This is a genomic window from Citricoccus muralis (genome assembly GCF_003386075.1).
GTDB classification, from domain to species: Bacteria; Actinomycetota; Actinomycetes; order Actinomycetales; family Micrococcaceae; genus Citricoccus; species Citricoccus muralis.
On the sequence record NZ_QREH01000001.1, the window covers coordinates 2,604,109 to 2,618,404 of the forward strand.

General features: G+C 70.2%; 15 protein-coding genes. 11 read left to right on the plus strand and 4 right to left on the minus strand.

What is annotated here, in order from left to right; all coding sequences use genetic code 11:
* The first annotated feature begins 45 nt into the window (after positions 1-45).
* The 8 genes from C8E99_RS11515 (at position 46) to C8E99_RS11550 (ending at position 7,391) form a co-directional block, all read left to right on the plus strand.
* Positions 46-1,023: a cation diffusion facilitator family transporter gene (locus C8E99_RS11515; protein WP_115932404.1), complete on the plus strand. Its 978-nt coding sequence runs from the start codon at positions 46-48 to the stop codon at positions 1,021-1,023.
* Positions 1,024-1,213: 190 nt separating this feature from the next.
* Positions 1,214-2,326 (plus strand): iron-siderophore ABC transporter substrate-binding protein, encoded by a 1,113-nt coding sequence (locus C8E99_RS11520; RefSeq protein ID WP_115932405.1) that lies wholly within the window; start codon positions 1,214-1,216, stop codon positions 2,324-2,326.
* Between the two features lie 42 nt (positions 2,327-2,368).
* Complete coding sequence (locus C8E99_RS11525) at positions 2,369-3,532, plus strand: FecCD family ABC transporter permease (protein ID WP_115932406.1); 1,164 nt, start codon at positions 2,369-2,371, stop codon at positions 3,530-3,532.
* Entirely contained in the window at positions 3,529-4,653 is a 1,125-nt protein-coding gene (locus C8E99_RS11530) for a FecCD family ABC transporter permease (protein WP_245952291.1), read from the plus strand. The genes C8E99_RS11525 and C8E99_RS11530 overlap by 4 nt, the downstream gene beginning before the upstream one ends.
* A gap of 1 nt (position 4,654) precedes the next feature.
* Positions 4,655-5,545 (plus strand): ABC transporter ATP-binding protein, encoded by an 891-nt coding sequence (locus C8E99_RS11535; RefSeq protein ID WP_115932407.1) that lies wholly within the window; start codon positions 4,655-4,657, stop codon positions 5,543-5,545.
* Between the two features lie 53 nt (positions 5,546-5,598).
* Positions 5,599-6,210, plus strand: a complete 612-nt coding sequence (locus C8E99_RS11540; protein WP_170144594.1) for a GNAT family N-acetyltransferase — start codon at positions 5,599-5,601, stop codon at positions 6,208-6,210.
* A gap of 4 nt (positions 6,211-6,214) precedes the next feature.
* Positions 6,215-6,586: a VOC family protein gene (locus C8E99_RS11545; protein ID WP_115932409.1), complete on the plus strand. Its 372-nt coding sequence runs from the start codon at positions 6,215-6,217 to the stop codon at positions 6,584-6,586.
* A gap of 145 nt (positions 6,587-6,731) precedes the next feature.
* Entirely contained in the window at positions 6,732-7,391 is a 660-nt protein-coding gene (locus tag C8E99_RS11550; RefSeq protein ID WP_115932410.1) for an SDR family oxidoreductase, read from the plus strand.
* Between the two features lie 155 nt (positions 7,392-7,546).
* Here C8E99_RS11550 and C8E99_RS11555 read toward each other — a convergent pair whose 3' ends face one another.
* Positions 7,547-8,899 carry an aromatic amino acid transport family protein gene (locus C8E99_RS11555; RefSeq protein ID WP_115932411.1) on the minus strand — a complete coding sequence of 451 codons (1,353 nt, stop codon included), beginning with the start codon at positions 8,897-8,899 and terminating at the stop codon, positions 7,547-7,549.
* Between the two features lie 237 nt (positions 8,900-9,136).
* Here C8E99_RS11555 and C8E99_RS11560 point away from each other — a divergent pair, with 237 nt between their 5' ends.
* Positions 9,137-9,502, plus strand: coding sequence for a YciI family protein (locus C8E99_RS11560; protein ID WP_115932412.1), 366 nt, complete (start codon positions 9,137-9,139; stop codon positions 9,500-9,502).
* 51 nt (positions 9,503-9,553) lie between these two features.
* Here C8E99_RS11560 and C8E99_RS11565 read toward each other — a convergent pair whose 3' ends face one another.
* Together C8E99_RS11565 and C8E99_RS11570 are read right to left on the minus strand one after the other, a co-directional pair.
* A complete protein-coding gene (locus tag C8E99_RS11565; protein ID WP_245952293.1) occupies positions 9,554-10,312 on the minus strand; it encodes a Pr6Pr family membrane protein in 759 nt (252 codons plus the stop codon).
* Between the two features lie 5 nt (positions 10,313-10,317).
* The gene (locus C8E99_RS11570; protein WP_115932413.1) at positions 10,318-10,701 is read right to left on the minus strand and encodes a VOC family protein; all 384 of its coding nucleotides are present in this window, start codon (positions 10,699-10,701) and stop codon (positions 10,318-10,320) included.
* A gap of 212 nt (positions 10,702-10,913) precedes the next feature.
* Between C8E99_RS11570 and C8E99_RS11575 the strand changes: the two genes are divergently transcribed.
* The gene (locus C8E99_RS11575; protein WP_115932414.1) at positions 10,914-11,498 is read left to right on the plus strand and encodes an NADPH-dependent FMN reductase; all 585 of its coding nucleotides are present in this window, start codon (positions 10,914-10,916) and stop codon (positions 11,496-11,498) included.
* 42 nt (positions 11,499-11,540) lie between these two features.
* Here the strand turns inward: C8E99_RS11575 and C8E99_RS11580 are convergent, their stop codons facing one another.
* Positions 11,541-13,433 carry an ABC-F family ATP-binding cassette domain-containing protein gene (locus tag C8E99_RS11580; protein WP_115932415.1) on the minus strand — a complete coding sequence of 631 codons (1,893 nt, stop codon included), beginning with the start codon at positions 13,431-13,433 and terminating at the stop codon, positions 11,541-11,543.
* 160 nt (positions 13,434-13,593) lie between these two features.
* On the opposite strand from C8E99_RS11580, the gene C8E99_RS11585 reads away from it, so the two are divergent.
* Complete coding sequence (locus C8E99_RS11585; protein WP_115932416.1) at positions 13,594-14,241, plus strand: flavodoxin family protein; 648 nt, start codon at positions 13,594-13,596, stop codon at positions 14,239-14,241.
* Positions 14,242-14,296: the final 55 nt, after the last annotated feature.

Below are 14,296 nucleotides of genomic sequence, written 5' to 3' on the forward strand. Positions count from 1 at the left end.
CAGCCCGTAGTCGCTGATCTACGCAAGGCTTAGGGTGATCCCCTGATGCACAACTCACAGAAGCTCGGCTGGGATCTGCCCCGCGAACAGCGGGAGGCTTTGCGCAAGGCGGTGCACCTGGAGTGGCTCAGCCTGGGCATCACGGCATGCACGATCACCCTCGTCGCCTTCGTCCTGGGGAACTCGCAGGCCATGAAGACCGCCTGGATCGAGGACATGCTCTCCACGATCCCGCAGATCTCCTTCCTGGTCTCCCTGCTCGCCATCCGCCGGTTCCGCCAGAACTCGCGGCGCCCCTACGGAGTCCATCGCGCCGCCGGCATCGGCCACCTCGTCTCCTCCGTGGCCCTGACCCTGGTCGGCGGGTTCCTCGCCTACGAGGCTGTCAGTGGCCTGGTGACCGCCGAACACCCCACGGTCGGCACGGTGCAGCTGTTCGGCAACACAGTCTGGCTCGGCTGGATCATGATGGGAGTCATGGCGGTCATCGCCATTCCACCCATCTTCCTGGCCCGCGCCAAGCTGAAGGTCGCTCCGATCCTCAATGACAAGGTGCTCTTCGCCGACGCGAACATGAACAAGGCCGACTGGCTCACCAACGCCGCCTCCATCGTCGGTGTGGCCGGCATCGGCCTCGGCCTGTGGTGGATGGACTACGCAGCAGCCTTCGTCATCTCGGTGGATATCCTCAAGGATGGCGTCCAGCACCTCCGGGCGGCCGTCCTGGATCTGATCGACAGGCGGGCCACCACACCTGACAACAAGAGTCCGCATCCGGCCATTGCCGACGCCGTCCACGCCTTGCAGGCCTTGCCGTGGGTGGATCAGGCTGGCTGCCGCGTGCGGGACCTCGGCCGGCGATTGCACATCGAGGTCTTCCTGGTCCCCCGATGCGGTGACGTCAGCCTGGACCAGATCGAGGAGGCGGCCGAGGCCTGCCATTCAGTGGACTGGATGGTCTGGGATGTGGTCGTCATGCCCGTGACACGGCTACCGGACTTCGCCCAGCCGGACTTCGACTGACGCGTGCCCAGCGACTGCACCGGAAACCTGGGAGGGTTCGCACATCCGGTACGGTCGCTGGGCACGTCCACCGTTGACCCAACTGCAGTGTGCTGCCACCCCGCACGGTGGCTGCACATGTTGTTAGGCTAGGCTAACCTCCTGTAATTAGGCAACACCCTCGTTTGCCAATGACTCGAAAGGCCGCCTCGTGTTCCCTTCCCCCCTCTCTCCCACCGCCGGCGCTCCGACCGCCCGCCGGACCACCCGCCGTCGGGCCCTGTCCCTGGGGTCCCTGGCATTGAGCGCCGCCCTGCTCGCGGGCTGTTCCACGGGCCCTGCTGGAGGTTCGGGCTCCGAGGCCTCCGGCTCCACCGATGCCTCCGCGACCTCGGACGCCACCTTTCCCCGGACAGTGGAGCACGTCTACGGCAAGACCGAGATCCCGGCCCAGCCCGAGCGCGTGGCCACCGTGTCCTGGGTGAACCAGGACGTCGCACTGGCCCTGGGCGTGGTGCCCGTGGGCGTGGCGGCCACCGAGTACGGCGGCAACGCCCAGCAGTCCACCGACTGGTTCGACGCGGCCCTGGAGGAGGCCGGCGGAGAGGCCCCGGAGCAGTACTCCGAAGCTGACGGCATCAACTTCGAGGCCCTGGCCGCCACCGAGCCGGACGTCATACTCGCCGCCTACTCCGGCATCACGCAGGAGGAGTATGACAAGCTCTCCGAGATCGCCCCCGTGGTGGCCTACCCGGAGGACACCGCAGCGTTCACCACAGCCTGGCAGGATTCCACCCGGCTGATCGGGGAGGCCCTCGGCAAGGAGGACCGGGCCGAAGAGGTCATCGCGGACGTCGAGGACCAGGTCGCCCAGGCCGCGGAGGAGTACCCCGCCCTGGCCGGCACCACCTTCCTGACGGGTACGGTCGATCCGGCCGCCGCCGATCAGATCTACCTGTTCACCGCCGCGGACAACCGGCCGAAGTTCCTGACCTCGCTCGGCATGGAGCTGGCTCCCGTGCTGGCGGACAACGCAGAGGCCGAGGACGCCTTCTTCCTGACCTGGTCCCCCGAGCGGGCGGACGAGCTCGACTCGGACATCTTCATCACCTCGGCCACCGATGAGTCGGTGACCGAGGCCATCGCCTCCGACCCGCTGCTGTCCAAGATCCCGGCCGTGCAGGATGAGACGCTCGTGGTGCAGACCGACCAGCAAGAGGTCCTGTCCACCTCGGCCGCCTCGCCACTGTCCATCCCGTGGGCCCTGGAGAACGTGGTCCCGGACATCGCCGCCGCGGCCGAGCAGGCCGACAGCGCGGAATAATCTGGACCGGCCCCAAGAACACCGTCTGATGACAGAAAGCGCATGAGACCCTCCCTCCAGCGCCCCTCCACGGAGCACCCGCCGCCCGGCGCCAGCACCACTGGCTCGCCGGAGCGGCGGTCCGCGCCCCCGGCACGACGCCGGCCGGTTACGGCGTCTCTGTCCCGCGCCCTGTCTTCCCGCGCCCTGCCTTTCCTTGCCCTCCCGGCACTGGTGCTGGTGTTCGCGTGCCTGGCCGCATTGGCCTTCGGGGCCCGCCATGTGGACCCGGTCACCACTCTGGAGGCACTCGGCGCGTTCCTCACCGGCGGGGGTGATGCCGCGGCGGCGGACATCGACGCCGCGGCGGCCCTGTCCCGCATCCCGCGCACCATCACCGCGGTGCTCGTGGGCGCGGCCCTCGCGGTGTCCGGGGTAGCCCTGCAGGGAGCCACCCGCAACCCGCTTGGTGATGCGGGCCTGCTGGGCCTGACCGCCGGGGCCTCGCTGGCGGTGGCGCTCGGCCTGGGCCTCGGCATCTCGGCCGGCCTGGCGGGGGTGATGGTACTGGCGATCCTCGGGACCCTCGTGGCCGCCGCGGTGGTCTACACCGTGGCCTCGGCCGCCTCCCGGCTGGGGGGCGGCCCGGGCGGCACCCCGGGGCCCCTGTCCCTCGTGTTGGCCGGGGCGGCCGTCACCGCGGGCTGCACCGCCGTCACCAGCGCCCTGTTGATCCTCTCCCCCGCGGTGCTGGAGCGCTTCCGGTTCTGGACCGTCGGCTCCGTGGCCAGGTCCTCACTGGAAGACGCCGCCTGGCTGGCGCCCGTGATCGCCGTGGGCATCCTGATGGTCTTCGTGGCCGCACCCGGGCTGGATGCGCTGGCCCTCGGTGACGAGCTGGCCCACGGGCTCGGCTCCCGCCCCGAACGCCTGCGCATGGTCCTGCTCGGTGCCACCGTGCTGCTGACCGCCGCCGCGACCGCCTTGGCCGGGCCCGTGGTGTTCGTGGGCCTGCTGGTCCCCCATGCCCTGCGCCGGTTCCGCCCGGCCTCCACGCGCGTGCTCGTGCTGGGCTGCGCCCTGTGGGGGGCCGTCCTGCTCGTCCTCGCCGACCTCGCCGGTCGGCTCGTGGTGGCGCCTCAGGAGATCCACGTGGGCGTGACCACAGTGGTCATCGGCGTGCCCGTGCTGCTCCTGTTGCTGCGCCGGAAGGCGGTTTCGCTGTGAGCGCGCCATCCCTCGAGACCACGGCCACTGCCCCCGCCCTTGAATCAGTGGCCGGGCCCTCCCCGGCTGCGGTGGCCGCCGTGCGGTCCCTGCATTCCCGTGCCCGACGCCGGCTGCTCACCGCCACGCTCTGCCTCGCCGCGGCCTTGATGCTGGCGATGGGAGTGCGGGTGCTGCTGGGCCACTACACCGTCACCATCCCCGACTTCTTCGCCATCCTCGGCGGGGAGACCATCCCCGGCGCCTCGTTCATCGTGATGCAGGAGAAACTGCCCCGGGCCGTGGCCGGAGCCCTGGCCGGTGCGGCGTTCGGCGCCGCCGGCGCCCTCTTCCGGCGCACGCTGCGCAACCCCCTGGCCAGCCCGGACATCATCGGCGTGACCCAGGGTGCCGCCGTCGCCGCCGTGACCGTGCTCGCCTTCGGCGGGGTGCGCGGGACGGGCATGGCCGCAGCCGCCATGATCGGCGGCTTGGTGGCGATCGCCATCGTCCTCGGGTTCTCGATGGCCGGGCGGTCCTCCGCAGGAGCTGGCTCGGGCGGATTGGCGGGCGCCTTGGGCGGGGCCACCTTCATCGTGGCCGGGATCGCCGTGGCGTCCCTGTGCCAGGCCACCCTGTCCGGGGCGATGCTGGCCCTGTCCCAGCATGACCTGCAGGCCGCGGCCGTGTGGACCGCGGGCTCCCTCAACGCGGTGACGTGGGAGCGGATCACCCTGTTGGCCGTCATCATGATCGTGCTGGTGCCCCTCGCCGGTCTCCTGCATGCCCGGCTGGCTCCGGCCGACCTGGGTGGCGAGCTGGCCCACGGCGTGGGCTCCCGGCCCGGCCGGACGGGCCTCTGGTCCCTCGTGGTCGGCGCCCTGCTGGCAGCGGCGGCGACGGCGGCCACCGGCCCGCTCGCGTTCGTCGCCCTGCTCTCCACCCCCCTGGCTCGGGGCCTCACCGGGGGACGGCCCTCGCTGCCGGCGGCGGCCCTGTGCGGCGCGGTCATCGTGGTGGTCGCGGACTTCGCGGCCGCCGAGGCCTTCGGCGGGGTCAGGTTGCCCACCGGCGTGCTCACCGGGGCGGCCGGGGCGCCGCTGATGCTGTGGCTCCTGATTCGAAGTGGACGGAAGGCTTGAGATGTCAATAGAACCGGCGATCCGCCTGCGTGGCGCGAGCCTGGCCTATGGCCCGCACACGGTCGTGGGGCAGGAGAAGCCCGTGGACCTGGATGTGCCGGCTGGCCAGACCACGGCCATCATCGGCGCCAACGGCTGCGGCAAGTCGACCCTCCTGAAGGGGTTGACCCGGCAGCTGCCCCTGGTGAGCGGATCCCTCGAGGTCCTCGGCCGGGACGTGGAGGGGTGGAATCCCCGCAGCTACGCCCGCACCGTGGCGTTACTGCCCCAGTCCCCCGTGGTGCCGGAGGGCATGACGGTGGAGCAACTCGTGGACCGCGGGCGCCACCCGCACCGCGGCTGGTTCGGGGCCCGGACGGCCCAGGACACCGTGGCGATCGCCCAGGCCCTCGAGCTGGCCGACCTGGTGGGGCTGGCCGGCCGGGACGTGGCCGAGCTTTCCGGAGGTCAGCGCCAGAGGGCCTGGCTGGCCCTGGTGCTGGCCCAGCAGACGCCCGTGGTGCTCCTCGACGAACCCACCTCCTACCTGGACCTATCCCACCAGGTGGAGTTGCTGGACCTGGTGCGGGACCTGCCGGACCCCAGGGCAGCCGGTGCAGGCGGTGCAGCCGGTGTAGGCGAGCGGCCCCGGGCCACCGTGGTCGCCGTGTTGCACGAACTGAACCTCGCCGCCCGTTCCGCGGACCACATCATCGCCATGGCCCACGGCCAGGTCGTGGCCGAGGGGACACCGGAGGAGGTCCTGACCCCGGCGAACCTGGAGGGCATCTACGGACTGGACGCCGACGTCGTGAAGGATCCGCTGTTGGGCCACCCGGTGGTGCTGCCGCGGACCGCGGCGAACCGCGCCGCGGCCGAGAAGCTGGGGACCGGGACCGCGCAACTGCCTTGACCGCCAGCGACCACTACGACCTGAGTTCCGACCGGCGCTGGCATGATGGTGCCGTGACACCGGCACCGGACTTCTCCAGGAAGCAGGCACTGGCCGGCGAACTGATACGGCTGGTTCCGGCCCGGCGGGAGCATGCCGCGGTGCTCCACCCGCTGCTAGCGGATGCCGAGGTGTCCCGGCTGACCGGGACCGTTCGCTCCTCCACCGTGCCGGCGCCCTGGTCGGTGGACGAGCTCGCCGAGATCTACGCGCGCTGGTCCCGGGCGGAGGACCGGATCGTGTGGGTCATCGAGGAGGTGGCCACCGGCCGGATCGTCGGGGAGTCCGTGCTCAACGACCTCGATGAGGACAACCTCTCCTGTGGCTTCCGGATCTGGATCTCCGGCGCTCGGGGCCGTGGCCTCGGCAGCGAGGCCGTGGAACTGACTCTGCGGCACGCCTTCGAGGACCAGGGGCTGCACCGAGTGTCGCTGGAGGTCTACGCTTTCAATCCGCGGGCCCGCCATGTCTACGAGAAGGCCGGTTTCCGCCTGGAGGGCACCCTGCGCGAGGCGCTGCTCTTCGACGGCGGATGGGTGGACGCCCACGTGATGGGGATCCTGGCCGAGCAGTGGCGGTCTCGGCAGGGAGGGGTTCCCACGGACCCGCCTCCTGCCGGACCATAGCTCCATGGCACACGGAGACATCACCCACGTCGACATCCCGGTCACCGACCATCAGCGCGCCACCGAGTTCTACGGCTCGGTCTTCGGCTGGAAGATCGAGACCTACCCCGGCTTCGAGGACTACCCCATGTGGCGGGCCCCCAACGAGGTCAGCGGCGGCGGTCTGGCGCCGCGCAGCGCCGACTTCACCCAACCCCGCTCCACCGTGGAGGTCGACTCGATCGACGAGACCCTGGCCACCGTCACCGCACTGGGCGGCACCGTGATCGCCCCGAGGTCCCCGATCACCGAGACCAGCTGGTGGGCCGTGTTCCGGGACCTCGATGGCAACGAGATCGGACTCTACGAGGCTGTCACGGACACGTCAGCCACCTGAGTCACCTGCGGCAGCTGAGACACGGAGACACCCGGGTTCACCGGCGGAGCGATTGCGCCGCCAGCCGAACGCGCTGGCGCGCCCTCCAGGTGCAGTGCAACAGTGGCCGTGGAAGCACTGACACCCGAACGGAAGGACCAGATCCATGGCGAACTACCTGATCATCGGCGGACACGGCAAGGTGGGCCTGCGGACCGCACCCTTGCTGGCGCAGGAGGGGCACACGGTCACCTCGGTCATCCGCAGCTCGGAGCAGACACCCGAGATTGAGGCCGCCGGCGCGAAGGCCCTGGTGCTGGACATCGAGACCGCCTCACAGGAGGAGCTCGTCCAGGCCTTCGAGGGCCAGGACGCCATCGTCTGGTCCGCCGGCGCCGGTGGCGGGAGCCCCGAGCGCACCTATGCCGTGGACCGGGACGCCGCGATCCGCTCCATGGACGCCGCCCTCCAGGCCGGCGTGAAGCGCTACGTCATGGTGTCCTACATGGGCGCCACCACCCAGCACGGCATCGCCGAGGACGACCCATTCTTCCCCTATGCGGAGTCCAAGGCCGCCGCGGACGAGTACCTGCGCAACTCCGGGCTCGACTGGACCATCCTCGGCCCGGGGAAGCTCACCCTGGACGAGCCGACCGGCATGATCGCCGTCGGCAGCGGCACCGCGGACGGCTCCAATCGGGATACCTCGCGCGGCAACGTGGCCCAGGCGGTCCGAGTCGCCCTGGACACCCAGAACTCGATCGGGAAACAGATCGACTTCGTGGACGGTGAGGAGCCGGTCTCCGCCGCCTTCTCCCAGCTCTGAGGGCGTGTCCGGCCAGCTCTGAGCACCTGACTCACCCTCACTGAGGGGCCTTCTCAAACCCGGGCACGACGCGCGGGCCGGCACCTGCCAGCGTAGGTGCCGGCCCGCGCGTCGTGCTCCGGGAAACCGGGCGGCCGGAAGCCGAAACCGGGAGACTAGCGGAACAGGCTGATGAGGATGCCGCCCACGGCGACCACGCCGGCGATGACCACGAAGACGTTCGACGCCTTGCCGCGGAATCGCGCGAGGGCGGGCACCTTGTGAATGGCGTACATCGGCATGAGGTAGAGCACGGCGGCGATCACGGGGCCGGCCAGCGACTCGATCAGCGCCAGGATGCTGGGATTGAGCACCCCGGCCAGCCACGTGGTGGCGATCAGGAAGACGCTCACGCCGATCGTGATGCCGCGGTCGCTCAGGCGCTTCTGCCGTGGGTCCACCATGGTGCGCACGATCGCCGTGGCCCCCTCGGCGGCACCGAGCCAGTGGCCGAAGAAGGACGAGGCGATCGCCGTAATGGCCACGGCGGGGCCAAGCCAGGCGATGAGGGGCAGGCCCATCACGTTGGCCAGGTGGGAGAGCACCGGCAGGTTGGCGTCCTTGGCCTCCTGCAGCCCCTCGGGGCCGAGGGCCAGCACACAGGACCAGACGAAGCCCATGGTGAAGACGACCAGCAGGACCGCGGTGATCCGGAGGACGGAGGACGCCTTCTGCATGGATCCGGCACCGTAGCGTTCCCGCAGGGACACGGAGAACTGGGAGATGGCCGGGGAGTGATTGAACGCGAAGACCAGCACCGGGATCATCAGCCAGAGGGACATCGCGAAGTCGCCGGGAGCGGGCAGCGCACCGAAGCCGTCGAAGGACCACTGGGGGATCAACAGCAACGTGACCGCGAACAGCACCGCGATCAACGGGTAGACCAGCCACTGGGTGACCACGAGCATGACCTTCTTGCCGGCGACCATGACGGCCGACATCGCCAGGACCAGCACCCCGGACAGCAGCCACCGCGGCCAGGGGTCCAGGCCGAGCTGGTTCACCATGAGGCTCTCCACCGTGTTGGTGATGCCCACCCCGTAGATCAGCACGATCGGGTAGATCGCCAGGAAGTACAGGACGGTGACCACGCGGCCGGCGGTCTCGCCGAAGTACTCGCGGACCACGCCGGTGATGTCCTGTTTCGGGTTCGACGAGGCACACACCATGCGGGACAGCGCCCGGTGGGAGAAGTAGGTCATCGGCCAGATCAGCACGGTGGCGATGAGCAGCGGCCACAGCCCGCCCAGTCCGGCGTTGATCGGCAGGAACAGGATGCCGGCGCCCACGGCTGTGCCGAACAGGCCGATCGTCCAGCTCGCGTCGAACCGGTTCCACCGGGGCGTCGTCGCCGTCGCGGTGGTGGACGCCTGATCTGCGGGCGACTCCGGGGCCTGGTCTGCGGGCGACTCCGGCACAGATCCGGGCGTCGCCTCGGCTGCTGACTCGGGGGAAGGGCGTGAAGTCATGCACATACTCCTGGTTCGGCGCGTCGCGATCGGCTGCGCTGGGTGACCGCCCGGGGGTCTAGCGGTTCTCGGCTGGTCCCAGCCGTCCACCTGGTGCGGTGGCAGAAAGGGCCCGATAGAGTGTAAGCCCGCTCACAGGCTGGCGCGAATCGGGGCAGTGCGGCTCACCGTTCAGTTCACTTTTCAGCTCACCGTTCAGTTCTGTGTGCGGATCTCGACAGGCAGAAGGAGAAGGCCATGCCCGAGTACCTGATTTCCGTGTGGCACTCCCCCGGTGTCCAGCACCGGGAGACGGGTCCCTACGCGTCCGAAGAGGAGATGCAGGCAGCGTTCCAGGCCGTCGGCGAGTTCAACGAGGCACTGCGGGCCGAGGGCGCGTGGGTGTACGCCGGCGGTCTCGTCGCCCCGGAGGAATCCGTGGTGGTGGACGGCACCCGCGGTGCCGAACTGGTCATCACCGACGGCCCGTTCACCCAGGCCCAGCAGCACATGGGCGGGTTCTGGGTGGTGGACGCCGCCGGACCGGAACAGGCCGAGGATCTGGCCGCCCGCGCGTCGAAGGCCTGCGGCAACAAGGTCGAGCTCAGACCGTTCCAGACCTGATTCCGCATCACGAGCACGGTCGATGTCGGCGGGCCCGGCGTTTCTCGACCATCATCGTGCCCGTGACGAGATCAGGCGTGACAGCAGCCGGTCGATGGCCCACATCAGTGCGGCCAGCACGAAGAAGAACCCCAGGATGGCCACCACGTAGACCGCCACCCCGTCATAGCCCATGCGTGGCACGTCCAGGATGCTGTAGGGGTACCAGTCGAGCGCCGGCCCTCGCGCCAGGGTGAACGCCAACCAGGCGAGCGGGATGAGGGCCGCCAGGCCGATCCGCTTCCACGTGACCTGGCCGCGGGGGTCGAACACCAGCCACACCAGTGGCGTCAGGATCGGCGTGATGATGTGCTGGATCGTGTCGTTCAGGTGCTCCACCGGGGTTCCCGGCGGCGCGCCCCGCAGCAGCACGTTGAACACCACGCCGGTGATGACGATGCAGACAACCCCGGCGATCCGCAGCGCGTGGAACAGGGTGGACGTCCGGTGCGGGCGGATCGCCAGCAGCAGCGAGGTCAGGCCGACGAGGAAGTTGGCCAGGAACGTGAAGTACGTCGGCTGGTTGAGCAGGTGCTCCCAGCCGCCCTCGAACCCGCCGGAGAAGCCCGCGTCGGCCGGCAGGTCGGAGTCCTTCCAGGACCCGATGTAGAAGGAGAGCCCGTTTCCCGTGAAGGACAGCAGCGCGGCGAGGGCGAAGACCACGCGCCCGACGCCGGCCCACCAGCCGGGTGCGCGCCGCGCCGTCGCGTCAGTCGAGTTGGTCGCCTCGGCGCCCGGTTCCCGGGCTGCGCTCTCGGATGCCACTGCCACGGCCGTCAGTCCTGGTGCAGGCAGATGATGTTGCCCACCGTGTCATTGATCAGCGCGTCCGTGCCGCCATACTCCTGCTGCTGCGGCTCGGAGATCACCTCGGCCCCCCGGGCCCGGATCCGTTCGAACTCCTCATGGCCACCGGTCAGGGTCAAGACGAAGGCGGGCATCCCCGCCAGGCGGGTCTCGTTCTGGAAGGCCACCGCCGCACCCTCGGCGCGGCCGAGCACCAGGGCGGCGCCGGCGTCCGGCCCCGGGGCGCGCAGGGCGAGCCAGCGGAAGTCCCCACTGGCGAAATCCGTCTCCACCTCGAAGCCGAGGACCTCGGTGTAGAACGCCTTGGCGGCATCCTGGTCATTGACGAGCACATGGGCTTGGTCGATCTTCATGGGGGCGCCTTTCGGGAGACGATGAGCTGAGAGGTGAGAGGGGTGGGGTGAGAGGGGTGAGGTGAGAGGTGGTGTCAGGTCTGAGGTGTGCGAGGCGTGTGGGGCGGCGTATGACCGCCCCCTGCCCAGTATGGCCCGGCCCGCCTACGCTGGAGAGGGCCGCGGCCATCTCGCCGCACCTGCCACGAGCACGCACCATTGGAGGGCACCACATGAAGATCGGCATCGTCATCGGATCTGTTCGCGAGGGCCGCCTCGGCGAGTCCATCGGCGCCTGGGTGGCCGAACGGGCCCGGGCGCAGGTCGACGCCGCGGACGTGGAGTGGGAGATCCTGGACGTCAAGGCGTTCAACCTGCCGATCATGGCCGATGAGAACTGGGCTCAGGACAAGAACGGGCCGGCCGAGGTGCACCGGTGGCGGGACGCCGTGGCCGAGTGCGAGGGCTTCGTCTTCGTCACCCCCGAGTACAACCGCAACATCCCCGGGGCCTTCAAGAACGCCTTCGACCTGCTGAGCCGGCAGTGGAGGGACAAGACCCTGGCCATCGTGGCCTACGGCGGGCTCGGCGGGGTCCGGGCGAACGAGGCCTGGCGGGTCACCACCGCCGCGTACAACATGCACGTGGTCGGAGACTCGGTGAACCTGATCCGCCGGGTCGATTTCCCCGGCGGGAAGCTGGCGCTGACCGACCACCATGACGCCTCCCTGGCCAAGGTCCTGGCCCGCCTGGTGTCCCTCACCCGCGCGGTCACCACCGAGCGGGACCGGGCCAAGTCCGAGACCAGTACCCCCTGAGCCAGGCTCACTGTCCCGACCGAGGCATCCACGTCACACGAATTACCCCTGTTCCGCCCGGGGAGAGGGCAATTCGTGAGACTCAGTTGCCGACGGCGGGGTGAGCTCCAGCCTCTCGCCCTGCCAGCCCGCGCGGAGCCAGCGGTCATGGCTGGCCACGACGACGGCGCCCGGGTACCCCGGGATGGACGCCTCCAGCTGCGTGGAGAGCAGCAGGGAGAAGTGATTGGTCGGCTCGTCCAGCAACAGCACGTCGGGAGGGTCGGCCAGCAGCACGGCCAGGTCCAGTCGACGCCGCTGCCCCACCGAGAGGTCCCGGACACGGCGCTGTTCGTCTCGCCCAGCGATCAGGCCGAAGGTCCCCAACGCCACCCTCTGCGCGGTGGCGTCACCCACCGCCCATCGATATGACTCCGCGGCGGTCTCATCTTCGGCTCCCCGCTCGGCTTCGGTGAGATGCTCCGCGTCCTGACCCAACAGGCCGACCGTGAGCCGACCGATGGTGGTGACCGAGCCGGCGTCGGGCATCAGGTCCTCGGCCAGGATGCGCAGCAGCGTGGACTTCCCGGCCCCGTTGGACCCCGTGATGAGCAGGCGCGAACGCGCGCCGAGCTGCACCGAGACCGGTGCCAACCGGGCGGCCAGGGCCACCTCGGTGGCCACCAGCACCGGCCCCGCGCCCGACGCCGGCCCCTCACCGCTGGCGGCCGCGGCCAGCCCGCCGAAGCTCACGACAGCGGGCGGTCTGCGGACCTGTGATTCCTCCAGCCGAGCCAGCGCCGTGGCCGCCTCGTTGACACGCCGGGAGACCACTTTGGCGTTGCGGTCCGCGTAGAACTTCTGGGCCATCTTGCCCTCCGTGGGAGGCGGGCGGTCTGCGTTGCCCACGGTGTGGTTGTCCTTGACCTGCCGCCGCAGCCGCTTCAGCTCGGCCTGCTCGTCCCGGTACCGGCGCTCCCACCGTTCCCGCTCGCCGATCCGGTGCAGCAGGTAGTCCGTGTAGCGCCCCCCGTAGCGGGTGAGCCCGAAACCGGAGCCCGCATTGCCGGCGTCCGATGCCCCGGGAACGTCCCGGTGGAGCTGCGCGGCGGGGTCGAGGTCGAGCAGGGTGGTGGCGACCTCGTCGAGGAACGCCCGGTCATGACTGGCGATCAGCACGGGGCCGGCCCAGCCCTGCAGCAGGTCCACGAGCAGCGCGGTGCCGCGGGCGTCGAGGTGGTTGGTGGGCTCGTCCAGCAGCAGGGTGTCCGGGCGGCGCAGCAGCAGCCAGGCCAGGGCGAGCCGGGACAGCTGACCGCCGGAGAGGCTCAAGGCCGGCCGGGTCCGTGGGATGCGTGCCAGTTCGAGTCCGCCCACGAGGCGGTCCACTTGCTGGTCCACCTCCCACGCGCGGGTGCGGACCGCCTCGGCGAGGGCGCGGTCGTAGGCGGTGGCGACCTCAGAGGGGATGGCGGTGTCGGAGGGGGTGGCGGTGTCGGTCGGGTTGCCGGTGTGAGCGGCGTCGGCCGGGTCGGCGAGCGCCTCCGCGAGCCGGGTCACCTCTCCCGCGACCGCGCGGACCGGAGCTGTGGCCTCGTCCAACACCTCCTGCACGGTGAGGCCCAGGGCGAAGGGTGGCTGCTGGTGGAACAGCCCGACGCTGCCGGGGACGGTGACGCGGCCGCCGTGGTCGTCGTCCAGGCCGGCGATGATGCGCAGCAGGGTGGACTTGCCGGTGCCGTTCTCGCCGATGAGGCAGGCACGTTCGCCGGAGGCCACCGTGCAGGAGACATCGGTCAGCACGCGCCGGTCCGGGAAGGACTTGGAGACGCCATCGAGGGTGAGGTGGTCCGCACCGCCGAGGGCGGAGGCGACCGGGATGAGGGCCCGGCGACGGTCGGACGACAGGCCAAAAGAACGCAGATCAGCGGAGGGCAAGGAATGGGGTCGGGTCATGAGAGGAGTCCTGGAAAGCACCTGCAGGGCCCCGCCGGGCAGTGCCTCGGGCGCGGGAGGGGCTGGACTCAACGCTTCATGACGTCAAGGCTACCCGGAGCACCGGCTGGATGTCACTGGGCTCTGGCCAGGAGCCGGCAGTGATGACCATGCTGGAGCCATGACTGATTCGACTGCCGACACTGCCTCCACCTCCACCCGGGACCTGACGGCCCTTGCCCTGGTCTGCACGCTGACCCCGTCCCCGAAGCCCTCCAGCAGCGAGCTGATGGCCCGGCACGTCCTGGGCGAGCTGGAGAAGAACGGTGTGGCCACCTCCTCCGTCCGGGTGGTGGACCATGATGTGAAGCCCGGCGTCCAGGTGGACATGGGCCCTGGCGACGCCTGGCCCGCGCTGCACCAGCAGGTCCTGGACGCGGACATCCTCGTGCTCGCCACTCCCATCTGGATGGGCCACCCGTGCAGCATCGCCCAGCGGGTGATCGAACGGCTCGACGCGGACCTGTCCGAGACCGACGACCAGGGCCGGCCGATCATGTACGACAAGACGGCGATCGTGGCCGTGGTCGGCAACGAGGACGGCGCCCACAAAACGATCGCCGACATGACCCAGGCCCTCAGCGACATCGGGTTCAGCATCCCGGCCCAGGCCGGAACCTATTGGGTCGGCGAGGCCATGCAGACGGTCGACTATCAGGACCTCGACCAGGTGCCCGAGAACGTCGCCTCAACCACGGCCGGCGCAGCGCGCAACGCGGCGCACCTCGCCCGGCTGCTGCGTGCGGAGCCGTACCCTGCGGGGTCCTAGGCAGGTCTCGCGGAGAACTCTCTCGGGTTCTCCAGCTGATCTTCAGCTGCTCCTC